The sequence below is a fragment of the Flavobacterium noncentrifugens genome, from assembly GCF_900100375.1.
Classification (GTDB): Bacteria; Bacteroidota; Bacteroidia; order Flavobacteriales; family Flavobacteriaceae; genus Flavobacterium; species Flavobacterium noncentrifugens.
Genome location: NZ_FNEZ01000002.1, coordinates 95622 through 122039, shown reverse-complemented (window position 1 = coordinate 122039; position 26418 = coordinate 95622). Strand labels below are relative to the sequence as shown.

Here is a 26418-nt window from a genome sequence, read left to right as displayed (position 1 = left end):
GTTATTTCGATTCAAAAAGCGGTGCATATTTTTGCCTGTATACATAAAACAAAAACAATTGCGCGACGAACAAAGCTACCGCAATTGGCGCACCTTCGGGCATGTGCATGATGTTTATCAATAAAATATTGATTGTAATCGGAAAAAGGACCACATTGGCAAGCGCCACAAAACGCCCTGATAAAAAGGCCAGGCCACAAAGGAGTTCAATTGCTTTTGCAAAATCCATGATGTAACCCGAAGCGTTGAGCCCATCCATAAATACTTTTGTATTTCCCTGCGGTGGCGGTGGCGGTGGCATCAAATGAAAGAAATAAGTAACTGACGCAAAAAGGAACATTAGTCCCAGCAAAATCCGAACAATAATTGTTGCAATTTTCATAAATATTTGGTTTTGATTAATGTTTGTTGGGTTAAATTTATTTAATTTCCCGAAGCAAATCTGTCAGTCGGTCAAAACTTTCCTTCCAGCCTTCTTCCATTCCGGCAATCGCTTCGTAGGTTTCGGGTTCGGCTTTTATGACTTCAGCGTGAAGCTGCAGCATGGTTTGCCCATGGTTTTCTTCAGATGTAATGGTGTTGCTGTCTTCGAGTTTGTAACCGCCATTCTCATCTTCAAAGCAGCCGTGGAAAACAACAAATGCTCAGGCGGATCGATCATGCGAAACATCCCTATCATTGGGTAACAGTACCATCCGGCACGGTCATATCAATCCGGATTTTACCATTTGGACGCAGATCCAATTCGCAAACCGGATTCGTAAAACCTTTCGGCCCTCACCATTGCGCGAGCAGTTTTTCATCTGTAAAACATTTGAAAACCAATTCGCACGGCGCATTAAAAATCCGTTCGATGCGAACCTCTTTAACCGGCACTTCCATTAGGTCAATGATAAAGTTTCTATTTTTTCAAGCGCTTTGTCCCAAGCCTCAGACATCATATCGAAATATTCTTCGCCCATATCCGACTCGATCGAAAGTGTCGTTGCTCCGTTTTCTTCGGTCAGGAAATATTTTTCGTATGCGCCTTTGACTTTTTGGGCTTCGTCGCTGTCAAAATCCTCTTCTCCATCTGAATAGATTCCGTCATAAGTGATTGACAACATTTCATACGGATGTTTTTCTGCGATCTTACCAATAATTCCTCTTTTTGAATCGTCAACAAACGTTACTTTATGGCCTTCGATCCAATCGGTAATGGCATGCGAACCTGGACTGAATTCTGCAAACCACAAACGATTGAGCTCGTCTTCTACCAAAACATTCCATACTTTTTCTTTAGGCGCGGTAATCGTTACTGTTTTCTTGATCGTTTTCATAATTTTCGTTTTAATATTCATAGCTTTTGAATAAAGTTACAAAATTCTTTTCCTAAAAAATTGTAAAACGGTCATTATTAAGGTTTGAACGTGACTCCATGCGCTTATTTTTTCATCGGTTTCGAATCCATATAAAAAACCAGTTTTCCGCCATTTGTGATATCGCTGTGGCGGATTTTAAAATCGGTTACCGCTTTTCCGTTGAGTAAAACCTTTTTGACATAGACATTTTTATCGCTCTGATTGATGGCTTCCAACGTAAAAGTTTTTCCGTTTTCCAATGTCAATACTGCCGATTTTACTGCCGGGCTTCCGATAGAATATTCGTCCGATCCAGGTGCTACCGGATAAAATCCCAGCGATGAAAAAATATACCAGGCGCTCATTTGCCCGCAATCGTCATTTCCGCCAAGGCCGTCGGGCGCATTTTTATATTGCATTTTTAAGATTTTCCGGATTTGTGCCTGTGCTTTCCAGGGTTCGTCGGACCAATTGTACAAATACGCAACATGATGTGCCGGTTCGTTTCCGTGTACATAACCGCCGATGATGCCTTCGCGCGTGATGTCTTCGGTATCGGCAAAAAAAGAATCGGGCAAATGCATCGTAAATAAAGTATCTAGCTTTTTTCCGAATTGTTGCTTTCCTCCCATTTTCAACATCAGGCTTTCAGGATCCTGCGGAACGAAAAAACTGTAATTCCACGAATTGCCTTCAATAAACCCCTGGTCGTGCGTACTCATCACATCGGGATTTGGCGCAAAACTGCCGTTGCCCAATCTGGCGCGCATAAATCCTGTGGATGCATCATAGTTGTTTTTCCAGTTATGGGAACGTTTCACGTATTCCGAATAAATGTCGGCATGCCCAAGTTTCTTTGCAATTTGTGCAATGCACCAATCGTCATACGCATATTCGAGCGTATTTGAAACAGAAATGCCGTTCTTTTCAGCAGGAATAAATCCTTTGTCAATGTAGTCTCCAATTCCGTCGTAGCTTCTGTGGTTTGACGTTTCAATGCAGGCTTTGAGTGCCGCTTCGGCATCACCGTCATAGACGCCTTTCACGATCGCATCGGCAACTACCGAAACGCTGTGGTAACCGCTCATGCACCAGTTGTCATTGGCATGATGCGACCAGATTGGCAGCATTTTTAAGGTACTTTGGTCGTAATGCGCCAGCATCGATTTGACCATGTCATTGTTGCGTTTGGGCTGGATAATATTGAAAAACGGATGCAAGGCACGATACGTATCCCAAAGTGAAAACGTCGTATAGTTGATAAAACCTTCAGCTTTGTGAATGTTCTGGTCAAGCCCTTTGTATTGGCCATTCACATCGGTATACGTGGTCGGATTAATAAATGTATGGTACATCGAACTGTAAAAATTGACTTTGTCATCTTCGGAAGCATCGATCACGATTTTATTCAATTCTTTGTTCCAATCGGACTGCGCCTGTTGTTTGACTTTTTCAAAATCCCAACCCGGAATTTCAGTTTTCATATTTTCAAGCGCATTGTCCTGGCTCACCGGCGAAAGTGCAAATTTGATCCTGATCTTTTCATTTGCATCGGTATCAAAATCAAAATACATGCGGATTTGCTTTCCGGCGATTTCGGGAAAATTTTTACTTTGGTCGAATTTGCCCCAGAAACCGCGATAACTTTGTTTGGCATCGTAATTTTTCTGTCCGTATTGCTTGAACGGTTTTGAAAACGACATGGCAAAATAAACCGTGCGTGTTCTCGCCCAGCCATTTGTTTGGCGATAGCCGGTAACTAAAGTGTCGTTGATGACGCGCACATACGTCCACACATTTTTTTCGGGATAATTATAAATACCCGACATCAGATCAAAAATAATGTGCGATTGATCGGATTTTGGAAACGTGTATTGATGGAATCCGACGCGCGTGGTGGCCGTCATTTCTGCGAGAATATTGTCATCGTCGAGTCTGACTTTATAGTATCCGGCTTCTGCGGTTTCATTCTGATGCAAAAACGCCGATCGGTAACCGCTTTTCGGATTGCTTGCCGTTCCTGGATTCAGCTGGAGTTTTCCCAGCGTCGGCATGATTAAAAAATCGCCAAGATCCGAATGCCCGGTGCCGCTGAAATGCGTATGGCTGAAACCGGTAATCGTTTTGTCGTCATATTTATAACCCGAACAATATTGATAAACATCACCATTGTATTTTCCGTTTTTTTCGTACGAAATCGTATCGGTTTCTGGGCTTAATTGCACCGCACCAAACGGAACTGTCGCGCCGGGATATGTATGTCCCATTTTTTGTGTTCCAATGATCGGACGTACATATTTGACTAAATTTTGCTGGGCCGAAAGCAACACAGGAAGCAACATCATGCTGTAAAAAAAACTTGTTTTCATCTTAACATTTTATACGGTCTAAGATAAGCCGAAATTTTGAACCATTAAGAGCATTTAGAAAATTAAGGTCTTGAGATTAATGGTCTTAATGGTCTAAATAAAAACAGCCGTTAAATGAAGGTCATTAACGCGCACGGATTGCAAATCCGCGCGATCCTGACTTTGGCTTAATGAACTTAATGTCCTTAATGGTTTAAATAAAATAGGATTCGTGAATCGAAAATTTATGATGATGTAAATCAAAAATCGTAAATCGTAAATCTACTTTGTTCCTTATATTTGCATCACAACACAACGACAATCCCATGAATTACTTTTCCTCCGATTTCAAACTCGGCATCTTAGGCGGCGGCCAATTGGGCAAAATGCTGCTTTCGGAAACCCGCAAATTCGACATCCAGACTTATGTTTTAGATCCATCTCCGGAAGCACCCGGAAGGATCGCCTGCAATTATTTTGAACAAGGCGACCTGATGGATTTTGAAACGGTATACCAATTTGGCAAAAAAGTCAATTTGCTAACAATTGAAATCGAAAATGTGAATCTCGATGCGCTGCAAAAATTAGAAGACGAAGGGTTGCCGGTTTATCCGTCGCCGTCGACTTTAAAAATGATTCAGAATAAAGGTGAGCAGAAAGATTTTTATGTTCATCAAGGCATTCCAACGGCAAGCCACGAAAGGTTTACACATATAGAAGCTTTAAAATCGGCATTAAAAAATGAAGTTTTAGAATTTCCATTAATTTGGAAAAGCGCACGTTTTGGTTACGACGGCAACGGCGTAAAAGTATTGCGGTCTATGGACGATTTCATCGGATTGCCGCAAGGCGAATGCATCGCAGAGGAAATGATTCCGTTTAAAATGGAACTCGCCGTGATCGTTGCGAGAAATGTTTCGGGCGAAATAAAAACCTATCCAGTAGTTGAAATGGAATTCCATCCTGAAGCAAACCAGGTCGAATATGTGATTTGCCCGGCACGGATTCCCGAAAACATAGCACAAAAAGCACGCGAAACGGCTTTGCAGGTTTCTCAGGCTTTTAATCACGTTGGTTTACTGGCTGTGGAAATGTTCCTGACCAATGAAGATGACATTTTAATCAACGAAGTCGCACCACGTCCGCATAATTCCGGGCATTATTCGATTGAAGCGGGTTATACCTCTCAGTTTGAAAACCACATCCGCGCGATTTTAAATCTGCCACTCGGCAATACCGAAAGCAAAGTGGCGGGAATTATGGTCAATTTAGTCGGCGAAGAAGGTTTTTCCGGTCCGGTAGTTTATGAAAATATCGAAAATATTTTAGCGATCGACGGTGTTACGCCACACATTTACGGTAAGAAAGAAACCCGTCCGTTCAGGAAAATGGGCCATGTGACGATCGTAAACGAAGATCTTTCGAAAGCGCGAAAAATTGCTGAGGAAGTGAAGAATACCATTCGTGTAGTTTCGCGTTAGCGATTGAAGCGGAAATCCTTTTTGCGGCGCAGTGCAACGGAGCCGTAAAAAGATTGCAGCGAAAAGCGCGGCCACAGGCAACGCCCAAAAATTATTAATTATTCATTATTAATTGTCAATTAAATGAAAGTAGGAATCATAATGGGAAGCATTTCCGACATGCCGGTCATGAAGGAAGCCATCGAAATATTGAAGCAATTTGGCATCGAAACTGAAACCGATATCGTGTCGGCACACCGAACGCCCGAAAAATTGTTTGATTACAGTAAAAATGCCCATTTGCGCGGTTTTTCAGTCATTATCGCCGGAGCTGGCGGGGCAGCACATTTGCCGGGAATGGTCGCTTCAATGTCGCCATTGCCCGTCATTGGCGTTCCAGTGAAATCGAGCAATTCGATCGACGGCTGGGACAGTATTTTGTCGATTTTGCAAATGCCGGGCGGCGTTCCGGTGGCGACTGTAGCTTTAAACGGTGCGAAAAACGCCGGAATTTTAGCCGCACAAATCCTCGGAAGCCATGACAAAAACATCCTTGAAAAAATCATCGCGTATAAAGAAGGTTTGAAAGCCTCAGTGAATCAATCTTCTGAAAGTTTAAAGCAATAATTTTACATTTTATTAGGAGCAATTTCCTACTATCCGCTTTATCTTTATTGCCATAAAAAATGTCAATAAAGGATGCCGCTGCTATCAGGGCTAGGCCATAATCATCTACAACATGAGTATTTTAACAACAAAATTTACGACCAAACACAATACGGCGCCATTTTCAAAAATCAAAAACGAAGATTTTCTTCCAGCTTTTACAGATGGAATTGCATTGGCAAAGGTCGAAATTGAAGCCATTGTCAACAATCCCGAAACGCCAACTTTTGAAAATACGATCGAAGCGTTGTCTTTTGCAGGCGACACTTTAGACCGGATTTCAAATATTTTCTTCAACCTGCATTCCGCCGAAACCAATGACGAAATCCAGAAAATCGCACAGGAAGTGTCGCCTTTGTTATCGGAATTCAGCAACGATATTACTTTAAATCCGGAATTGTTTGCACGCGTGAAAGCCGTTTATGAACAAAAAGACACACTGAATTTATCGCCTGAACAAACGACTTTACTCGATAAAAAATACAAAGGTTTTGCCCGAAACGGCGCTAACCTTCCCGAAGATAAAAAGAATGAACTGCGCGAAATCGACAAGGAATTGTCAAAACTGAGTTTGGAATTTGGTGAAAATGTGTTGAACGAAACGCATGCTTTTCAAATGCACATCACTGACGAAAAAGATTTGTCCGGTTTGCCAGACGGAACGGTTGAAGCGGCGCGCGAACTGGCAAAAAGCTTGAATAAAGAAGGCTGGGTTTTCACTTTGGATTATCCAAGCTACATTCCGTTTGTGACGTATGCCGACAACCGCGACCTGCGCAAAAAAATGGCGATTGCCTCAGGAGCAAAAGGTTTCCAAAACAACGAACTCGATAATCAGGAAATTGTTTTAAAGATTGCAAAATTGCGTTTTGAACGTGCGAAAGTATTGGGTTATGCCACGCATGCGCATTTCGTGCTTGAAGAACGAATGGCCGAAAGCCCGGAGAAAGTCAAAGCTTTTCTTCAGGATTTATTAACGAAAGCAAAACCTGCTGCGGAGAAAGAATTTGCCGAGTTGTCCAAATTTGCAAAGGAATTAGACGGAATTGAAACGCTTGAAAAATGGGATGGTGCTTATTACTCGGAAAAATTAAAACAGCAATTGTTCAATCTCGATGATGAAAAATTAAAACCGTATTTCAAACTCGAAAATGTACTGAAAGGTGCGTTTACAGTAGCAAATAAATTATTCGGGTTGACCTTTGTCGAAATCAACGACATTGATAAATACCACGAAGATGTGATGACTTATGAAGTCAAAGATGTAACCGGCAATTTAGTGTCAATTTTTTACGCCGATTTTTTTCCGAGAAAAGGAAAACGCAACGGCGCATGGATGACTTCTTATAAATCGCAATATATTTTGGGCGGCATCAATGAACGTCCGCATGTTTCGATCGTTTGCAACTTTACAAAGCCAACGGCAACCAAACCTTCGCTATTGACATTTAATGAAGTGACGACATTATTCCATGAATTTGGGCACGCTTTGCACGGCATGTTGGCCAACACGACTTATCCGAATTTATCAGGAACCAGCGTGTATTGGGATTTTGTAGAATTGCCAAGCCAGATCTTTGAAAACTGGTGTTACGAGCCCGAAGCTTTGGCTTTGTTTGCACACCATTACCAAACCGGCGAAGTGATTCCGACCGAATACATCCAAAAGATTAAAGAAAGTGCGAGTTTTCAGGAAGGTATGGCGACTTTGCGACAGTTGAGTTTCGGACTGCTTGATATGGGTTGGCACGGACAGGATCCGAGCGGCATTACGAATTTAAAAGATTTTGAAACCGAGCAGTTCGCTGCCACGAATTTATATCCTGATGTGAAGGAAAACGCGATGAGTACGGCATTTTCACATATTTTCCAGGGCGGTTATTCATCTGGCTATTACAGTTACAAATGGGCAGAAGTTTTAGATGCCGATGCATTTGAATATTTTCAGGAACAGGGTATTTTTAATGCAGAAGTCGCGCAGAAATTTAAAGACAACATTTTATCGAAAGGCGGAACCGAACATCCGATGGTGTTGTACAAACGCTTTCGCGGAAAAGAGCCGAAGCCGGATGCTTTGCTGAAACGTGCGGGATTGTTGTAATTCGTGAATGAGCGCAATTTACAATTTAAAATATTTTTACAAACAGCTGTCTTTTTGATGGCTGTTTTTATTTGAACCATTAAGGGCATTTAGAAAATTAAGGTATTGTGCTTAATGAACTTAATGCCTTAATGGTTTTAAATTTCAAGTTTTCTTTCTTCTTTCTGCGCAGCGGTCTTCCGCGTTAGGGATGGAAGCGGCATCCTTTTGTATTTGAAATTAAAAGGAAAACAGCCAGTGGCTGTTAGGTATTTGCTTTAGCAAAACATCCATTAACAAAACAAAAGATACAGCGGACAGCCCGGAGTGCAAGGCAACAACATAAAAATCTAAAATATCTTTCATTTATTTTTGAAAGTTTAAAAACATGTGTTACATTTGAACTATGGAATTCAACGAGGCAAAAAATAAATTCATACAAACCTGGGGCGCGTTGGGCTCGCAATGGGGCATTAACAAAACGATGGCGCAGATTCACGCGTTGTTGATGGTGTCGCCCGAAGCGGTTTCGATGGAAGATATTATGGAGTCGCTACAGATTTCGAGAGGAAATGCGAGTATGAATTTGCGCGCTTTGATGGATTGGGGCATCGTATATAAAGAATATAAAAGTGGCGAACGCCGCGAATTTTTTACCGCTGAAAAAGATTTGGATGAATTGGCCGTAAAAATTGCCCGCGAACGCAGCAAACGCGAAATTAAACCGGCATTGAAAGTGTTGAAAGAAGTTTCCATGATCGAAGCCGATACATCGTTAGAAGAAAAACATTTTGTAGCACAAACCTCCAAATTGTACGATTTTGTGCTTCGCGCAGATAATATGCTTGACAAAGCCACTGAAATGAATGACAACTGGCTGGGACGTTTGTTCTTAAAAATCATGAAATAAAAAAATTTGAAATAATGTTTCATTTTTTTCTGAAAGTTTAAAAATATAGCTATGAAAGATTTAAAAAAGCTCAATACAATAGCATTGCTCATGCCGGTTTCTACTTTGCTTTTTTATCCATGGATGAAAGACGGCATATTTATTTTTGCCCTGCTTCTTACGATGGTTACCGGATTTTTACAAGCAATTGCCGGCTTAAGCTTTTGGTGGCGCTTCCCTAAAAACAATTATATAAGGGTTTATTTATTGTCTGTAATCATTTTTTTTCCTTTGAAATATTTCACTGATCAAGACTGGCTTTGGGGGATTCCTCTGGTCTTATGCCTTTACCTTTCAATTCTTATTTACAATTCAAAAAATACCGATCATGAAAACACTTGAAAATCAAACGTTGTTGTATGATGACGATTGTCCTTTGTGCCAAGTTTACACGGCTGGATTCATAAATACCGGAATGCTGGATGCAAATGGCAGAAAACCGTTTGCGAAATTGACTGAAATCGAGTACGGCTTCGTTGATATTAAAAGGGCCGCAAACGAAATTGCGCTCGTAGATCGTAAAAATAACACGGTTATTTATGGCATCGACAGTTTGTTAAAAATCATCGGAAATTCTTTTCCGTGGATTGAAAAATTGGGTCATTTAAAAGTTTTTAATTACTTCTTGAGGAAATTATATTCGTTTGTTTCTTACAATCGAAAAGTAATCATTCCTAACAAAACCGATGAAAAAACCCTACAATGCATTCCTGATTTCAGTTATAAATACCGGCTGCTGTATGTGATTTTTGCAGCAAATTTTACAGCAATCATTTTGTTTTATTATTCTGAAATGATCGGCGTTTTGCCAAAAGGAAATTTTATCCGCGAATGGGTTCTCGCATTTGGCCAAATCCTTTTTCAAATTGCATTTCTTGTAAGACATAGCCGAAAAACGGTTCTGAATTATGTCGGACATCTCCTAACCGTTTCCTTGTTGGGTTCTTTATTGCTACTTGCAATTATACTCTGCAATCAACTCGAATCATTGCCACAATTTGTAATTTTGGGTTGGTTTGGATGTTGCATTTTGCTAATGTTTGCCGAACATTACCGACGGATACAATTGCTTAAATTGCCCTTTTATTTGTGTTACACCTGGATTTTATATAGCGTGATTGCTATACTATTTATCTTAACATTTTAATTCAAAGCCTTTCCGAAAGCCAACAGTAAAATCCACCACAGAACAGGAATGCTTTCTGTCCAGAAAGCGGTATAATATTTCGACCTTCTTTCATTCGCAAAAATTAGAAACAAAGAAGTAATTGCAATCAGGCCGCTGTTGATGATAAAACGTGGCCAACTTTCATCCATCTGGAACAATTCCAAAATTAAAAAAACCAGCAAAAGCGCGACACCCAATTGCTTCGTACGCTTTACGCCAATTTGCTGCGGAACGGTTTGCAAATGCGGATCGTCCCAAGCCAGATCAATGATTTCAAATACGAAAAGCAATACCACAATCAATATAAAACGTTTGACACAGATGATAAAAAAATCGGTTTCCATTGGGATGCCGGCATTCAAAACAGGCAAAATGAAAGTCACGCCAACCCAGCACAAGGCGACGATGTAAATTTTGAGTCCGGCCCAACTTCTGGCATTTTTATGGTTCGGAAAAAATGGTAATGTATACAAAGTCGTGATCAAAAGGAAAACAGCAGAAACAATTTGTGTGGTCAGCTGAAGATGAAAAAAGCAAAAAGCCGTTCCGATAAATGCAGCAAAACTCAAAGCAATAAACCATTTTAGCTTCACCAGCAATTCGGGTTTTCCGGATCGCGCAATGGAATCGTATTTTACAAAATTATAGCCGACGATTGTTCCGAAAAAACCAAATCCTGACATGTAATTATCGGGCGTTAAATGCAGCAAAATAAACGTTACATGGATCAAAGCATAAACCGACAATGCCACGTGAATACTGCCTTGCAGGTAAAAGTCGAAAATGCGCTTCAAAAAGTTCATTCCGCAAAATTAATCAAACTGTTAACAAGAAGCCATTTCGGTTGAAAAATTCGTAAAAAAATGCTGTTAAAAAAGGATTTAATTTTGTGATTAATACCTAATTTTACGCCACTTTTAAAAACACAACTACATTTTAAATGAAAACAGACGCTTTTGCTTTAAGACACATTGGCCCAAATGAAAATGACGTGCAGCACATGCTGAAAACGATCGGAACGGAAACAATGGACCAATTGATTTTTGAAACTTTGCCAGATGACATCCGACTCAAATCGCCTTTGGATTTAGAGCCTGCGATGACTGAATATGAATATACGCAGCACATTGCGCAGCTTGGAAACAAGAACAAAGTATTTCAAACCTACATTGGTTTGGGTTACCACGCAGCGATCGTTCCGGCGGTAATTCAGAGAAATGTATTTGAAAATCCGGGTTGGTACACGGCTTATACGCCCTATCAGGCCGAAATCGCTCAAGGCAGATTAGAAGCCATCCTGAATTTCCAGACCACAGTTATCGAACTGACCGGAATGGAAATCGCCAATGCTTCTTTGCTTGACGAAGGAACCGCTGCCGCAGAGGCGATGGCATTGCTTTTTGATGTCAGAAACCGCGACCAGAAGAAAAACAACGTCAATAAATTCTTCGTTTCAGAAGAAATCCTACCACAGACTTTATCGATTTTACAAACACGCTCTACGCCAATCGGTGTGGAACTTGTTGTTGGAAACCACGAAACTTTCGATTTCTCGAATGAATTTTTTGGTTCAATTTTACAATATCCGGGCAAATTCGGGCAGGTTTATGACTATGCCGGATTCATTGCTAAAGCAAAAGCAAACGACATCAAAACGGCTGTTGCTGCAGATATTTTAAGCTTAGCCAAATTGGTTTCTCCTGGGGAAATGGGTGCTGATGTGGTTGTTGGAACAACGCAGCGTTTCGGAATTCCGCTAGGTTATGGCGGCCCACATGCCGCTTACTTTGCGACAAAAGACGAATACAAACGCAGCATGCCGGGAAGAATTATCGGTGTGACTGTCGATACAAACGGAAACCGTGCTTTGCGTATGGCGTTGCAAACACGAGAGCAGCACATCAAACGCGACAAAGCGACTTCAAACATTTGTACGGCCCAGGTTTTACTGGCGGTTATGGCCGGAATGTATGCCGTTTACCACGGACCGAAAGGGTTGCAATACATCGCAGGAAAAGTTCATGCTTCGGCTGCGACATTGACCAATGAATTGGAAAAACTCGGCTTATACCAAACAAATACTGCTTATTTTGACACGATTGCAATCAAAGCCGATGCGCAGAAAGTAAAAGCAATCGCGGAACAAAACGAAGTCAACTTTTATTATATCGACGAACAAACGATCTCGATCGCTTTGAACGAAACGACTTCGATCACCGATTTGAATAAAATCATTTCGATCTTTGCGGAAGCGACCGGAAAACCGGCTTCAAAAATCGAATTTTTATGTGAAAAAAAACATTATCCTGAAAACCTCAACAGGACATCGTCATTTTTAAAACACGACGTTTTCAACAAATACCATTCTGAAACCGCTTTGATGCGTTACATCAAAATGCTCGAAAGAAAAGATCTCGCGCTGAACCATTCGATGATTTCACTGGGTTCCTGTACGATGAAACTCAATGCTGCCGCGGAAATGCTGCCTTTAAGCATGGGCAACTGGAACAACATTCACCCATTTGCACCGTTAAACCAGGCCGAAGGCTACCAAACGATGCTCAAAAAACTAGAGCACCAACTGAATATCATCACCGGTTTTGCAGGAACGACTTTGCAACCCAATTCTGGCGCTCAGGGCGAATATGCCGGATTAATGGTGATTCGCGCATACCATCAATCGCGAGGTGATTTTCACAGGAATATCGCATTGATTCCGGCTTCGGCACACGGTACAAACCCGGCTTCGGCTGCAATGGCCGGAATGCAGGTTGTTGTCACCAAAACATTAGAAAACGGAAATATAGACGTGGAAGATTTGCGCGAAAAAGCAATCCTGCACAAAGACAATTTATCGTGTTTGATGGTCACTTATCCATCGACTCATGGCGTTTACGAAGCATCGATCATTGAAGTCACCAAACTGATCCATGAAAATGGAGGACAGGTTTATATGGACGGTGCGAATATGAACGCCCAGGTTGGCCTGACCAATCCGGCAACCATTGGCGCAGATGTTTGCCATTTAAACCTACACAAAACCTTTGCGATTCCGCATGGCGGCGGCGGTCCTGGTGTTGGCCCGATTTGCGTAGCCCAACATTTGGTTCCGTTCTTGCCTACAAACCCGGTGATTGAAACCGGCGGGGAAACGGCCATAACCGCGATTTCTGCTGCGCCTTGGGGTTCGGCTTTGGTTTGCCTGATTTCTTACGGATACATTACGATGCTTGGCGCTGAAGGTTTGACCAATGCAACCAAAACCGCAATCCTGAATGCAAATTACATCAAAGAAAGACTCAGCGGCCATTACGACACTTTATACACTGGTGAAATGGGACGCGCGGCACATGAAATGATCTTGGAATGTCGTCCGTTTAAGCAAAAAGGAATCGAAGTAACCGACATTGCAAAACGTTTGATGGATTACGGATTCCACGCGCCAACAGTTTCTTTTCCGGTGGCTGGAACTTTAATGATCGAGCCGACGGAAAGCGAAAACCTCGAAGAACTCGATCGTTTTTGCGATGCGATGATCTCGATCAGAAAAGAAATTGAAACGGCAAATGCCGACGATAAAAACAATGTCTTGAAAAATTCTCCACATACTTTAGCGATGCTGACTTCCGATTCCTGGGATTTTCCATACACCCGGGAACAGGCGGCATTTCCTTTGGAATACATTGCTGAAAATAAATTTTGGCCTACGGTCAGGCGTGCCGATGATGCCTACGGCGACAGAAACCTGATCTGTTCCTGCGCACCGATCGAAGCCTACATGGAAAACTAAAAACCAAATGTCCCGCTCAAAACGGGACATTTTTTTATATGAAAGACATTCAGAACCGAAATGACATTGATTTGCTGATGCGTGATTTTTACGGCAGATTGCTAAATGATCCTGCAATCAGTTACGTATTTACTGATGTTGCTAAAATCGATCTTGAACATCATTTACCAACCATCGGCGATTTCTGGGAACAAAATTTACTGCACACCGGAAACTACAAAAACAATGTCCTGCAAATTCACCAACAACTGCATCAGAAAGAAAAATTGTCGCCTGAATTATTCGAGATTTGGCTCGATCATTTCTATATTGCGATTGATGCAAATTTTGGCGGTAAAAATTCCGAAAAAGCCAAAACACGCGCGCTGTCCATAGCTACAATTATGAAAATTAAAATGCAGTAAATTTGAAAAACTGTTGCACAATTATTATTTTTAAATCATATTTACGAGAATTTAATAATTATATGCATGCATAGTAATTTTTAATCTTTTAATCCACATTAAATTTCTACATTAGCCCGATTTTATACTTAATAAGATGACTGTAAAAATAACAGGAATAGGCAGCTATATTCCGGAAGTTAAGGTTTCCAATACCGATTTTTTTAAACACGTTTTTCTGAACGATGACGGAACACCTTTTGAATATTCGAATGACGTGGTGATCGGAAAATTCAAGAATATTACCGGAATCGAAGAAAGACGCTACGTAAACGAAAATCTCGTCACTTCAGACATCGCTTTTCTCGCCGCCGAAAGAGCGATTGCAAATGCCGGAATCGATGCAGAAAAAATCGATTACATCATTTTTGCACACAATTTTGGAGACGTTCCACAAGGCACGAATCAGTCGGATTTTTTACCGAGTCTTGCCACACGCGTTAAAAACAGATTGAGGATCAAAAACCCTAAATGTGTCGCGTATGACCTCATTTTTGGCTGCCCCGGCTGGATTGAAGGCGTGCTTCAGGCCAATGCTTTTATCAAATCCGGCATGGCAAAATGCTGCCTGGTCATTGGCGCAGAAACACTTTCCAGAGTGGTTGACATCCACGACCGTGACAGCATGATTTATTCTGACGGTGCTGGCGCTTCTATTATTGAGGCTTCTGAAGATGGCGACGGAATTCTTTCCCACTCAAGCGCGACTTATTCGTATGACGAAGCGAATTACCTGTTTTTTGGGAAATCATTCAACACTGAAAAAGATCCCGATACACGCTATATCAAAATGCAGGGCCGCAAAATCTATGAATTTGCCCTTGTAAATGTGCCACAGGCGATGAAAGACTGCCTCGATGAAAGCGGTATTGCGATCGACGACGTCAAAAAAATCCTGATCCACCAGGCAAATGAAAAAATGGACGAAGCGATTGTCGCACGTTTCTATAAATTATACGGCAAAACCGCACCCGAAAACATTATGCCAATGAGCATCAATTTCCTCGGAAACAGTAGTGTTGCCACGGTTCCTACATTGTTCGACCTCATTATCAACGGGCAAATTGAAAACCACGAATTGCATAAAGGCGATGTCATCATTTTTGCATCGGTTGGTGCCGGGATGAACGTAAATGCAATCGTTTATAGGTATTAATTATTTTCAGGAGCTTTTCCCGCTGTACGCTACAATCTTTTTCGGTAAAAAACCTCAAAAGGATTTCCGTTTCCATCGGGGCTAGGGCTTTCGTTTTTTATTGAATATCTTGTTATATTTGTGGCTTCGCGCCTATTTGGCAAAAAACAAACACATGTACGAAAAGACATTCCCAAATAAAAGATTCAAGCACACTTTAGAATTTCTCAGAAAACACATTTCCACTTCAGAAACGATACTCGATCTCGGCGTTGAAAACCCGTTTTCAGTCATCATGAAAGAACAAGGTTTTTCGGTTACAAATACCAGCGGCGAAGACCTTGACGAAAATCAGGAAGCGCTTAAAAATGCTACTGCAACTGTTACGACAGCGTTCGAAATCTTCGAACATTTGCTGAATCCATATACGATTTTAAAAGAAATCAAATCGGAGAAATTGTTTATCTCCATTCCGATGCGCCTTTGGTTTACTCCTGCTTACCGCAGCAAAACAGATATGTGGGACAGGCATTACCACGAGTTTGAAGACTGGCAACTCGACTGGCTTTTAGAAAAAACCGGCTGGAAAATCATCGACAGGCAAAAATGGACGAATCCTGTGAAGCAAATCGGCATTCGGCCTTTGCTTCGAAAATTTACCAATCGGTACTACATTGTTTACGCTGAAAAAGTAAAGTAATGGAGTATTACATTGTCATTCCCGCACACAACGAAGAAGCATTCATTCAACTGACTTTGGATTCACTGGCTTCACAGACCATTTTACCAAAAAAAGTGGTGGTTGTCAATGACAATTCTACCGACAGAACCGCTGAAATCGTTACTGAATTTGCAACTAAAAATTCGTGGATTTCGCTAGTTAATAAAACTTCTGAAGCGATTCATTTGCCGGGAAGTAAAGTAATCCAGGCATTCCACAAGGGTTTTGAGACGCTGGATCATAATTACGATATCATTGTTAAGCTTGATGCCGATTTGATCCTGCCCGCCAATTATTTTGAAACCATTTTAAATATTTTTAAAGCAGATCCGAAAGTCGGAATGGCCGGCGGATTTGCCTATATCGAAAAAAACGGCGAATGGATCTTGGAGAACCTGACCGATAAAGACCACATTCGAGGTGCATTTAAAGCCTACAGAAAAGAATGTTTTTTACAAATCGGAAACCTGAAACCGGCGATGGGATGGGATACTGTTGACGAATTGCTGTCGAAATTCTACGGTTGGAAAGTGGTCACTGATGCTTCCTTAAAAGTCAAACACTTGAAGCCAACCGGCGCAAACTACAACAAAGCCGCACGTTACAAACAAGGTGAGGCATTTTATACTTTGGGCTATGGATTTTTAATTACGTCCATTGCCTCAGCTAAACTCGCGATGATGAAGAAAAAACCGTTGCTTTTTGTCGATTACATCCGTGGATTCTGGAAAGCCAGATCGGATAAAAAACAGTTGCTGGTTACGAATGAACAAGCGCGGTTTATTCGGTCGTACCGGCTGCAAAAAATGAAAGCGAAGATTTTCCGTTAGTGCGGGGCGCGTGAGGGATTGCAGCGGCATCCTTTTTTGTGAGGTACGAACAAAAAAGATTACCTCACAAAATAATAATTTTGGTTTTGTGTTCGGTCGATTCGCTTCGCTCGGGTGTAGCGGAAAGCCCGACCCGCAGGGACACGCCCAAAAAACATCATAAATTACGACAACCGATGCCGTCAAAGTCGGAACTTCTTCCTATTTTAGCGTATATTTAAAATGTATGATGCTCGTTCGCTATTTATCGCAAATTGGGAGGTATTTCCTGATGTGGAAAGAAATTTTCAACAAACCCACGAAATGGTCGGTCATGAAAGGCCTGATCTTAAAAGAAATTGACGATTTAATCATCGGATCTCTTGGCATTGTGGCTTTTATAACCTTTTTCGTGGGCGGAGTCGTTGCTATTCAAACTGCATTAAATCTTACCAATCCGTTAATTCCAAAATACCTGATCGGATTTGCAACCAGGCAATCTGTAATTCTTGAGTTTGCACCAACGTTTGTTTCCATTGTAATGGCGGGAAAAATGGGTTCATTTATTACTTCAAGCATAGGAACCATGCGTGTGACCGAGCAAATTGACGCCCTTGAAGTGATGGGTGTTAATTCGTTAAATTATCTCGTTTTTCCAAAATTAATGGCGTTGCTGCTCTACCCTTTCCTTATCGGAATTGGAATGTTTCTTGGAATATTAGGTGGATGGATGGCTGCAGTATATGGCGGATTTGGTACAAGTGACGAATTTATCGGCGGGATACAACAGGATTTTATTCCGTTTCACATTGTTTACGCATTTATAAAAACATTCCTTTTTGGATTGTTGCTGGCTACGATTCCGTCATTTCACGGGTATTACATGAAAGGCGGCGCATTGGAAGTGGGAAAAGCCAGTACGGTTTCTTTCGTATGGACGTCGGTGACGATCATTTTGCTGAATTACATATTAACACAATTGCTCTTAAGCTCATGATAGAAGTAAAAAATTTAGAGAAATCTTTTGGCGACAGCAAAGTCCTTAAAGGCATTTCGACGGTTTTTGAAACCGGGAAAACCAATTTGATCATTGGGCAGAGCGGATCCGGAAAGACGGTTTTGCTAAAGACTTTGCTAGGAATACACAAACCCGATTCAGGAACAATCTCCTATGACGGCCGTTTTTACTGGGAAATGAGCGAAGATGAAAAGCGCGAACTGCGTACGGAAATCGGGATGGTTTTTCAAGGAAGCGCGTTGTTTGATTCGATGACCGTGGCGCAGAATGTGGCGTTTCCATTGAAAATGTTTACCAAGCAGTCGAAATCTGAAAACCAGGACCGTGTTGACTTTGTTCTAAAAAGAGTGAATCTGACTGAAGCGCACAACAAATTGCCCTCTGAAATTTCTGGCGGAATGCAGAAACGTGTCGCCATTGCGCGAGCCATTGTAAACAATCCGAAATATTTGTTTTGTGATGAGCCAAATTCCGGGCTTGACCCGAATACTTCGATCCTGATTGACAACCTTATCAAGGAAATCACTGAAGAATACAACATCACAACGGTAATCAATACGCACGACATGAACTCGGTGATGGAAATTGGCGAGAACATCGTTTTCCTTAAAAACGGGCTCAAAGAATGGCAGGGTTCGAAAGAGGAAATCTTTAAAACCGACAATCAGGCAGTAGTCGATTTTGTATATTCTTCAAATTTATTTAAGAAAGTAAGGGAAGCGTATCTGAAAGGATAAATTCCTATCACATAAAAAAACCTGCAACGAAAATTGCAGGTTTTTTATTTTATAATCTATCTGTGCTTTACAATTCTGCAGCCAATCCGGTAATTCTTTTAATGTCCTGCTCTTTTGACTTGGGATAAATCAATAAGATATTGTCTTTGTCGACGATAATAAAATCATCAAGGCCATCAATGATAATGATTTTTTTAGAATCGGTCCGGATGATATTGTTTGATGCATTTTCAAGAATTACCCTGGCGTTTACAACCGCATTGTTGTTTTCATCCTTACCGAGTTTTTCATGCAGCGAACCCCAGGTTCCAAGGTCGTTCCAGTCAAAAGTTGCAGGGAGGACATACACGTTTTCTGCATTTTCCATGACTGCATAATCAATCGAAATATTTTCTGCCGCTGCATAATTTTCATTGATGAAACGAACTTCATCAGCTGTATTGTAGCTCTCTATCCCTTTCTGGAACAAAGCATTCATCTGCGGCTGAAATTTTTCAAAAGCAGCCGTAATCGTTTTGGCGCTCCAGATAAAAATGCCGCCATTCCATAGAAAATTCCCTTTTTCCAGAAATGATTTTGCCGTTTCATAATCGGGTTTTTCCCTGAAATGACTTACTTTCTTTATTGGTTTTTCATCAGATTTGTCGTATTCGATGTAACCAAAACCTGTATTTGGAAAAGTAGGCTGAATGCCTAAAGTCATCAAGGCGGTTTCTTGTGTACAAAAATCGAAACAGGCCTGAAGATCGGCAACAAAAGCATTTTCATCTTCAATCCAATGGTCGCTTGGCGCAACAACCATGACGGCATCCGGGTTTTGTTTCTGGATTTTTAAAGAAGCATATAAGATACAAGGTGCCGTATTTCGCATGGCAGGTTCCAGCAAAACCTGCTCAGGCTTCACCATTGGAAGTTGCTCTAAAACAATGTCATTGTATCTTTCATTGGTCAGGATCAGGATATTCTCTGCCGGAATGAGTTTTGACAGCCTGCTGAACGTTTTCTGGATCAATGTCGAACCAGAACCAAGCATGTCGTGAAACTGCTTTGGAAATTCGGCAGTACTTACCGGCCAGAACCTCGATCCTACCCCGCCGGCCATCAATATCGCGTAATAATTTTTGTTCATTATTGCTTTTAATTTGGTAATAATTCCACTTCTGCATTGGGGTTGAACAGGTACATGCGACCTGAACTCACTTCAACGCATTCATATCTTTTGGTTCGCAATGCGCCCTTTTTAAAAATTTTCCCGTTGTGGATCCTAAAGTTGCTGCCGTACGGAATTTCAAAGATATAATTTTTATCATTCTCCTTGTCGAACTGTTTGAGTGCCAATGCCAATGTTGCGTCGGTATCGCTGCTTGCCGCCGGATTCTTGAAATGCCTGGCGAGCAACGGCAGCAAATGTGCCGGAAAAATCTCGGGCCTGATAAATGGAACCATTAGCCGCTGAAAGGTATATTTCCATTCGCCTCCATGGGGCTTGATGTTTCTTCCAAACTTTTCAAACGCGACCAAATGCGAAATTTCATGCACCAGCGTGATCAGGAATTTATATTTATTGAGGCTCGAATTGACCGTGATTTCATGCTTTCCACCCAATGCTTTGCGATAATCGCCATGCCGCGTCATGCGTTCATTTACGATCTTCAGGTGCACTTCATTGGCAACGATGAGTTCGAAAACCGGCTTCACGGCATGTTCGGGCAAATATCTGGCTAAAGTCTCGTTCAAAAGTTATACGTTATGGATTTAGATTTGTACCTTTTTAAGGTGTTGTTGCTGAAACCTGGAGCACTTTCCCATTGAAATATTTATTGCCGTTGAGCGTAAAATCAAAAATATAACTGGCCATTTCAGCTGCGGATAACGGCGCCTGATAACCCGGAAAAGCTTCGGCGAGCATTTCTGTTTGCACCGATCCCAATGCGAGAACATTGAAGGCAATGCCGCGTTCCCGATATTCTTCAGCCAGCAATTCAGACAAAGTGATGACAGCACCTTTGCTCGAACTGTATGCCGACAACCCTGCAAATTTCACACTGCCCTGGATGCCGCCCATGCTGCTGATGGAAACCACATGGCTGCCTTTCTGCAAATACGGCAACGCAATCCTTGTTAACGCTGCTACGGCAAAAACATTGACTTTATATATATTTTCAAATTCGGATGTGGTGATTTCTGCGAATGGCTTTAGGATCAAGCTTCCGGCGTTGTGGATGATTGCATCTGCTTTTTTCCACGTCGATGAAAGGAAATCTTCTACTTTTTGCAGGTCGCTTTCTTCAGATAAATCTACTGAAAGGCAGCTGATGTTTTGGTGTGCCAGCAAATCCTGCGGTATTTTGCGGGAAAGCGCAAGCACCTGATGACCGGCATTAGCAAACTGCAAAGCGAGCTGGTGACCGATGCCACGGCTGGTGCCGGTGATGATGATGTTTTTACTCATTGGATTGTATTCAAGCGTAAAAATAATAATAAATGTGTGTAGTGTTGGAATCAGAATAGACAATTTATCGTTTGTTTTTAAACCATTAAGAAAATAAGGTCAATTAAGCTGAACGATCGCGTAGGATTGTACCGTGCCAACAAAGAAAAGCAGCAAGTTAAATATGATATTGTAGGCACGGATTGGGAATTCGCACCATCTTGATAAAAACCATAAGAGCATTAAGAAAACAAGAAATTACACTTAATGTACTTAATGGTTTTTTATTTAGGATACTTTTTTGCGTGAAGGATGGAAGTGGAAATCCTTTTTAAATCGCAGCAAAGCGGAGATTAAAAAGATTGCAGCGGACAGCCTGACAGCGGCGCAGCGCAGCGGAGCCGGTGGCACGCCCAAAAATCACTTCTTCTTTGCAATGTGTTTGGTGTAAAAACGATAGGCCTGGAAAACGGCCAGCGTGACAAACAATAGCGGAATGATATGCGACATCAGGTATTTTGAAAAAAAACTGCTGGCGTTGCTGACATAATTGAGGAACAATGAAATGGTCATGATGCCGAAAAATGATCCGGCGAGGGTTCCGCTAACGTACCAGAACCTGAATTTTAAATCGGCTGAAATGAACTTGTTGCTGAGTAAATATAAATTCCAAGCTACCCAGAACGGCACTTGCACAAAATTAATAGCGCTTAATATCACGCCAATGATGTAAGGCGAAAAAGACGCATATTCCTGCCAGTAACTGCCTTCGGCGGCAGTTGTTTTAGAATGGGAATAAAAAATATAAGCCAATAGGAGCAGGAAAAAAATGTATAGAAAATCAATGATCCTAATGAGTTTTTTATTTCTCGCAAGCTTATCTGCGAAAATCAGCGTGAAATAAATCACGAATACTTCAATACTAATGACACCAAAAAGATACGAAACCAGCGCAGGCATCCCTAATTTATCATACAATTCGAAGCCAACGATGGTGAGGTAACCCATGGGAAGCGAACCCATAAAACTGATCAGGAAACCAATAACTACATTTTTGAGAACCTTCATTAAAATTTATTTTGCGCCAGTAAGTTACATTTTTGTGTGGCATTTTCCACACTTCCAAATTATTTTCTACACATTTCCACGAAACGTTTTTTAGCTTGAGTGAGATTCCCACCTGTGTGAAGTAGCGTTATCAAAGATATTTAAGCGAATTTAATTGAGCTTATACGATTTGGCATCATTCTTTCAATAACCCTATCAAATCGAAACGACGATCAACACAAAATATAAAGGTTTCGGTTCCGAAACCAACAAAGTCGCTCATCAAAGCAGCTTTCTACAAGAAGCATAGTTAAGTTAAATTGGGTAATGGAGAGCAATCTTCGCACAAAAGGAGTCAGCAATGACTCCTTTTGTGTTTTTGGATTATAACAGATATTAACACGCAGAAATGATTATAAAATTTTAAATTTGTAAACCAACGCCCAATTCTAAGCAACTCATGAGTTCAAAAATCCTGGTCATTGATGACGACACTGCCTTCTGCATGATGCTGAAAACTTTTTTACAAAAAAAAGGCTATGAAGTGATGAATGCATTTAACGCGAACGAAGCCGAAGCATGCATCAAAAGCCAGAAATTTGATGTGGTTTTAACCGATATCAGGTTGCCGGACAGTGATGGATTAGCGATCTTAAAACTTGCCAAGGAAATTTCATTTGAAACCCAGGTCATTTTAATGACGGGTTATACCGATATTAAAACGGCGGTCAATGCGATGAAAATTGGCGCATACGATTATGTCGGAAAGCCGATCAATCCTGATGAGATCCTGCATACGATAGAACAGGCGCTTAAAAAGAAAAACGAAAAATCCGAACCAGTTTCCCTTCAGAAAGAAAAAACTTCCCCGAAAAAATCCAACAATAATACGCCTTCATTTGTAACAGGGATCAGCTCGCATTCTGATCAGTTGCACGAATACATTTCCCTGGTGGCACCAACAAACATGTCGGTTTTGATCATCGGCGACAGCGGAACAGGAAAAGAATACATCGCGCATTCGATTCACATGCAAAGCAAACGCGCCAACAAGCCTTTTATCGCAGTCGATTGTGGCGCGATCCCAAAAGAGCTGGCATCGAGCGAATTTTTCGGCCATCTTAAAGGTTCGTTTACCGGCGCAGTAACTGATAAAACCGGGCATTTTGAGGCGGCAAACGGCGGAACGATCTTCCTGGATGAAGTTGGCAATTTGTCATATGAAGTCCAAATCCAGTTGCTTCGCGCACTTCAGGAACGCAAAGTCAAACCGATTGGAAGCAACAATGAGATCAAAGTCGACATTCGCGTGATTGCAGCGACCAACGAAGATTTGTCTGAGGCCGTAAAAAAAAGCGATTTCCGTGAAGATTTATACCACAGGCTCAATGAATTCAGCATTCAGGCACCCAAATTGTCCGAGCGAAAACACGACATCATGATTTTCGCAAACCATTTTCTGGCTGCAGCCAATGAAGATCTGGAGAAAGATATTTTGGGGTTTGACAAAGAAGTTTCCGATTTATTTATGAACTATGACTGGCCGGGAAATTTGCGTGAAATGAAAAACACGATCAAGCGTTCGGTACTTTTGACAAAATCGGATGTCATTTCAATTGCGGTTTTACCGCAGGAAATGTTAAACGCAAATACAACGGAAGAAGTTCCGGCTTATTCAAAACTCAATGAAGAATCGGCAATTCGATCGGCTTTGGAACGCGCAAATTTCAATAAATCAAAAGCGGCAAAATTGCTGGATATCGACCGAAAAACGTTGTATAATAAACTGAAGCTGTACAATATTGATTTGTAAATTGTCATTCAACCTAAAGCACCTCGATCTTCAACCGGATTACCAGTTCCTCTATTTTCTGACAGCTATTTGCAACATAATCTTTCATTCCATTTACTTCCAGATTTAATTTCTGATCTTCCAGTGGTTCGAGTAAAACAACAACCGAATGTACTTCCATTTGCCTGAACATCGGAATCATTTTATGAGCAGTTTCAGATAGTTTTTCCAAATCATTTTCGGCTGCAGCCCATTTTAAAACGCTGCAATTTTCCTGCGTACTTTCAATAAAATTTTCAACAATCATTTTGAGCGCGTGCGGATCATTTTGTGTAAACTGGTTTAAAGTTTTAAGGTCGAACAACTTTCCGGTATTTTCGCTTTTGCGGATTTTTGTATTGGTAAACTTTTCGTTTTTAAAAATTGCTTTGATCAGCAGCAGTAATTCGTCAAGCTGCAATGGTTTTGGATGAAAAGCCGTAAATCCTTTGCTCGTAAAATCTTCGGGATTCAGATCCCTTTTTCCCGAAAGTGCGACTACCGGAATGGTGGCAATTTCAGGATTGTTGTTGTTTCTGATGATTCGAACCAATTCAAATCCGTCGATCTGCGGCATTTGGATGTCGCTTAAAATCAAGTCGAACTTTTCGTTTTCGAGCATTGCTTTGACATTCGAAGCATCGGTGATCGTTGTAATTTGAACCGGATAATTGCTGAAAATTTCTTTCATCAGCGACAACTGCATCGCATCATCATCGACAATTAAAATTTTTCTGTTCTCCAAAAAGTCAAATGCCCCTGAAGGCTGCAATTTATTGGATTCATACTTTTTAATTTCTGATGCAATGGCCGGAATTTCGATCGTGAAAATCGAGCCTTGTCCTTCGATACTTTCGAGTTCTATCGTTCCGTCGAGCATTTCAAGCAATCTTTTGGCAATCGTCAAACCCAAACCGGTGCCGCCAAATTTCTTTTCGATCCCGGCATGCGCTTGGGTAAATTCTTTAAAAACAGCTTCTTGTTCGTCTTTCGCAATCCCGATTCCGGTGTCGATCACGGCGACGATTATTTTGTGGTTTTCGAGTTTGGCGCTAACTTCAACCGAACCGCGCTGCGTAAATTTAATCGCATTCGAAATTAAATTCGTCAAAATCTGCTTTAAGCGATACGGATCGGAAATGAAATTCTGGTCAAGCGCATCGTCAACATCAAAACGCAATTCGATGTTTTTGTTCGTCGCATTTGGTTCTAATGGTTTGCACGTACTTTCGATCAGTTCCTTGAAATTGAAACTGACTTTTTCAATGTTGATCTTATTGTTTTCAAGCTTCGAAAAATCGAGCAAATCATTCACCAACTTAATAATGTATTGCGCCGAATGTTTGATATTGTCGAGATATTGCTTTTGTTTCGGCGTGGTTTCGGTATTTTTCAGCAAATCAGAAAACCCAATTACGCTTCCAAGCGGCGTTTGAATGTCGTGCGTGACCGTTGCCATTAACATTGTTTTACTTCGCAGCAGGTTTTCCTTGTCGTCGTTGAGTTCCTCAAGCTGTTTCCTGTAATTCTGGCTGATGGTTAAATCCCGGATGATGATTCCGGCAAACAGAATCAACAGGCAAAAAGTGATCGCGCCAATCCAGGCGATGGTTTCGATCGTGTTGTTGATCGCCGATTTGGATTTGTTGATCTTCAGATACGATTTTTGTAAAATTTCTTTTTCCAACGACGAAAGTACAATCCGAAGCTGATCCGAAATGATGCGGTTTTCGTCCTGCAGACTTTGCTCTTTCCGAAACAACTGGTATTTCATCTTGTTATCTTTGATCACAACCTGTGTCAGCATTTTCTCGATTTCGGAAGTCAACTTTTCATTCGAAACCGGCAATTTACTCAGCGAATCCATTTGCTTTTTCGTCAGTACATTGTTCAGGAATTCGCGCATTTGCGAGTTGTCCCGAAACTGGATTGGTTTTACGCTTCGGTTTAAAGAATCCTTGACTTTGTAAATTTTGCCGACGGCGCGGTCGAAAGTGTTTTGCTGGTTGTAGAAATTCCGGAACTGGATAATGCCGTTGATGCTGTTTTTTTTCTTTTTGAGCAGGTTTTGAATCGTGTCGAGTTTGCCGAGTTGCGCCGGATCGCTGTCGGTTTTGATTTGTTCGATCTGGTTGTTGACGCTGTCGAGCAGTTTTTGATATTCTTTAAAATCTTTGGAAGAACCCGTTAGAATGGAATTACGCCCCGCAGCTTCAGACGCATATAAGTTGGCAATCGCATTGCTGATCTGGATGATTTTTTTGTTTTCCGAATTGACGTCTTTGTCGGGAATCGCGATTTTAAGGATTTCGTTGTAGATGAACCAGACCGAAACCACGGCAATGGCGAATATCAGTAAATATCCGAGGATGACTTTGCCTTTAGTTGACGATTGTTTTTGGCTCATGTCATAAAGGTAGGTTTAATTTTGATTTTTTGAAAATG

At 41.3% G+C, this 26418-nt stretch carries 23 protein-coding genes and 1 pseudogene; 14 read left to right on the top strand and 10 right to left on the bottom strand.

Annotation, left to right across the window (positions count from 1 at the left end; translation table 11 throughout):
* Nucleotide 1 precedes the first annotated feature (1 nt).
* The 4 genes and pseudogenes from BLS32_RS05200 to BLS32_RS05190 form a co-directional block, all read right to left on the bottom strand.
* Entirely contained in the window at nt 2-382 is a 381-nt protein-coding gene (locus tag BLS32_RS05200) for a DoxX family membrane protein (protein WP_091392634.1), read from the bottom strand.
* A gap of 37 nt (nt 383-419) precedes the next feature.
* Nucleotides 420-584: pseudogene (locus BLS32_RS18740) on the bottom strand (hypothetical protein); the annotation flags it as partial.
* A gap of 297 nt (nt 585-881) precedes the next feature.
* Entirely contained in the window at nt 882-1319 is a 438-nt protein-coding gene (locus tag BLS32_RS05195; protein ID WP_091394591.1) for an SRPBCC family protein, read from the bottom strand.
* A gap of 104 nt (nt 1320-1423) precedes the next feature.
* Nucleotides 1424-3709: a GH92 family glycosyl hydrolase gene (locus BLS32_RS05190; RefSeq protein WP_245699340.1), complete on the bottom strand. Its 2286-nt coding sequence runs from the start codon at nt 3707-3709 to the stop codon at nt 1424-1426.
* A 305-nt stretch (nt 3710-4014) separates the two neighbouring features.
* On the opposite strand from BLS32_RS05190, the gene BLS32_RS05185 reads away from it, so the two are divergent.
* From BLS32_RS05185 to BLS32_RS05160, 6 genes are all read left to right on the top strand, one after another.
* Nucleotides 4015-5169 (top strand): 5-(carboxyamino)imidazole ribonucleotide synthase, encoded by a 1155-nt coding sequence (locus BLS32_RS05185; protein WP_091392632.1) that lies wholly within the window; start codon nt 4015-4017, stop codon nt 5167-5169.
* 123 nt (nt 5170-5292) lie between these two features.
* Nucleotides 5293-5775 carry a 5-(carboxyamino)imidazole ribonucleotide mutase gene (gene purE, locus BLS32_RS05180; protein WP_091392630.1) on the top strand — a complete coding sequence of 161 codons (483 nt, stop codon included), beginning with the start codon at nt 5293-5295 and terminating at the stop codon, nt 5773-5775.
* Nucleotides 5776-5887: 112 nt separating this feature from the next.
* A complete protein-coding gene (locus BLS32_RS05175) occupies nt 5888-7915 on the top strand; it encodes a M3 family metallopeptidase (RefSeq protein WP_091392628.1) in 2028 nt (675 codons plus the stop codon).
* A 385-nt stretch (nt 7916-8300) separates the two neighbouring features.
* The gene (locus tag BLS32_RS05170; RefSeq protein WP_091392626.1) at nt 8301-8804 is read left to right on the top strand and encodes a GbsR/MarR family transcriptional regulator; all 504 of its coding nucleotides are present in this window, start codon (nt 8301-8303) and stop codon (nt 8802-8804) included.
* 51 nt (nt 8805-8855) lie between these two features.
* The gene (locus BLS32_RS05165) at nt 8856-9185 is read left to right on the top strand and encodes a hypothetical protein (RefSeq protein WP_091392624.1); all 330 of its coding nucleotides are present in this window, start codon (nt 8856-8858) and stop codon (nt 9183-9185) included.
* Nucleotides 9172-9990 (top strand): thiol-disulfide oxidoreductase DCC family protein, encoded by an 819-nt coding sequence (locus tag BLS32_RS05160; protein WP_091392622.1) that lies wholly within the window; start codon nt 9172-9174, stop codon nt 9988-9990. The genes BLS32_RS05165 and BLS32_RS05160 overlap by 14 nt, the downstream gene beginning before the upstream one ends.
* Here the strand turns inward: BLS32_RS05160 and BLS32_RS05155 are convergent.
* Complete coding sequence (locus BLS32_RS05155; protein ID WP_091392620.1) at nt 9987-10814, bottom strand: UbiA prenyltransferase family protein; 828 nt, start codon at nt 10812-10814, stop codon at nt 9987-9989. The two genes, BLS32_RS05160 and BLS32_RS05155, sit on opposite strands and share 4 nt — an antisense overlap.
* A gap of 137 nt (nt 10815-10951) precedes the next feature.
* Here BLS32_RS05155 and gcvP point away from each other — a divergent pair, with 137 nt between their 5' ends.
* The 7 genes from gcvP (at nt 10952) to BLS32_RS05120 (ending at nt 18664) form a co-directional block, all read left to right on the top strand.
* Complete coding sequence (gene gcvP, locus BLS32_RS05150) at nt 10952-13801, top strand: aminomethyl-transferring glycine dehydrogenase (protein ID WP_091392618.1); 2850 nt, start codon at nt 10952-10954, stop codon at nt 13799-13801.
* A gap of 38 nt (nt 13802-13839) precedes the next feature.
* Nucleotides 13840-14205, top strand: a complete 366-nt coding sequence (locus BLS32_RS05145; RefSeq protein ID WP_091392616.1) for a group III truncated hemoglobin — start codon at nt 13840-13842, stop codon at nt 14203-14205.
* 136 nt (nt 14206-14341) lie between these two features.
* Nucleotides 14342-15400, top strand: coding sequence for a 3-oxoacyl-ACP synthase III family protein (locus BLS32_RS05140; RefSeq protein ID WP_091392615.1), 1059 nt, complete (start codon nt 14342-14344; stop codon nt 15398-15400).
* Between the two features lie 154 nt (nt 15401-15554).
* Complete coding sequence (locus BLS32_RS05135) at nt 15555-16079, top strand: methyltransferase (RefSeq protein ID WP_091394586.1); 525 nt, start codon at nt 15555-15557, stop codon at nt 16077-16079.
* The gene (locus tag BLS32_RS05130; protein ID WP_091392613.1) at nt 16079-16930 is read left to right on the top strand and encodes a glycosyltransferase family 2 protein; all 852 of its coding nucleotides are present in this window, start codon (nt 16079-16081) and stop codon (nt 16928-16930) included. The genes BLS32_RS05135 and BLS32_RS05130 overlap by 1 nt, the downstream gene beginning before the upstream one ends.
* 226 nt (nt 16931-17156) lie before the next feature.
* Nucleotides 17157-17906: an MlaE family ABC transporter permease gene (locus tag BLS32_RS05125; protein WP_091392611.1), complete on the top strand. Its 750-nt coding sequence runs from the start codon at nt 17157-17159 to the stop codon at nt 17904-17906.
* On the top strand, nt 17903-18664 hold the full coding sequence (locus tag BLS32_RS05120; RefSeq protein WP_091392609.1) for an ABC transporter ATP-binding protein: 762 nt from the start codon (nt 17903-17905) through the stop codon (nt 18662-18664). Before BLS32_RS05125 ends, BLS32_RS05120 begins: the two co-directional genes overlap by 4 nt.
* Nucleotides 18665-18731: 67 nt before the next feature.
* On the opposite strand, the gene BLS32_RS05115 is transcribed toward BLS32_RS05120, so the two are convergent.
* The 4 genes from BLS32_RS05115 to BLS32_RS05100 all read right to left on the bottom strand — a co-directional run bounded on the left by BLS32_RS05115 (nt 18732) and on the right by BLS32_RS05100 (nt 22163).
* Nucleotides 18732-19793, bottom strand: a complete 1062-nt coding sequence (locus BLS32_RS05115; protein WP_091392607.1) for a mannose-1-phosphate guanylyltransferase — start codon at nt 19791-19793, stop codon at nt 18732-18734.
* Between the two features lie 8 nt (nt 19794-19801).
* The gene (locus BLS32_RS05110; RefSeq protein WP_091392606.1) at nt 19802-20401 is read right to left on the bottom strand and encodes a SprT-like domain-containing protein; all 600 of its coding nucleotides are present in this window, start codon (nt 20399-20401) and stop codon (nt 19802-19804) included.
* A gap of 34 nt (nt 20402-20435) precedes the next feature.
* A complete protein-coding gene (locus tag BLS32_RS05105) occupies nt 20436-21116 on the bottom strand; it encodes an SDR family NAD(P)-dependent oxidoreductase (RefSeq protein WP_091392604.1) in 681 nt (226 codons plus the stop codon).
* A 399-nt stretch (nt 21117-21515) separates the two neighbouring features.
* Entirely contained in the window at nt 21516-22163 is a 648-nt protein-coding gene (locus BLS32_RS05100; protein WP_091392602.1) for a hypothetical protein, read from the bottom strand.
* 439 nt (nt 22164-22602) lie between these two features.
* Between BLS32_RS05100 and BLS32_RS05095 the strand changes: the two genes are divergently transcribed.
* The gene (locus tag BLS32_RS05095; RefSeq protein WP_091392599.1) at nt 22603-23955 is read left to right on the top strand and encodes a sigma-54-dependent transcriptional regulator; all 1353 of its coding nucleotides are present in this window, start codon (nt 22603-22605) and stop codon (nt 23953-23955) included.
* A gap of 13 nt (nt 23956-23968) precedes the next feature.
* On the opposite strand, the gene BLS32_RS05090 is transcribed toward BLS32_RS05095, so the two are convergent.
* Nucleotides 23969-26380, bottom strand: coding sequence for an ATP-binding protein (locus BLS32_RS05090; protein WP_091392597.1), 2412 nt, complete (start codon nt 26378-26380; stop codon nt 23969-23971).
* Between the last annotated feature and the right edge of the window lie 38 nt (nt 26381-26418).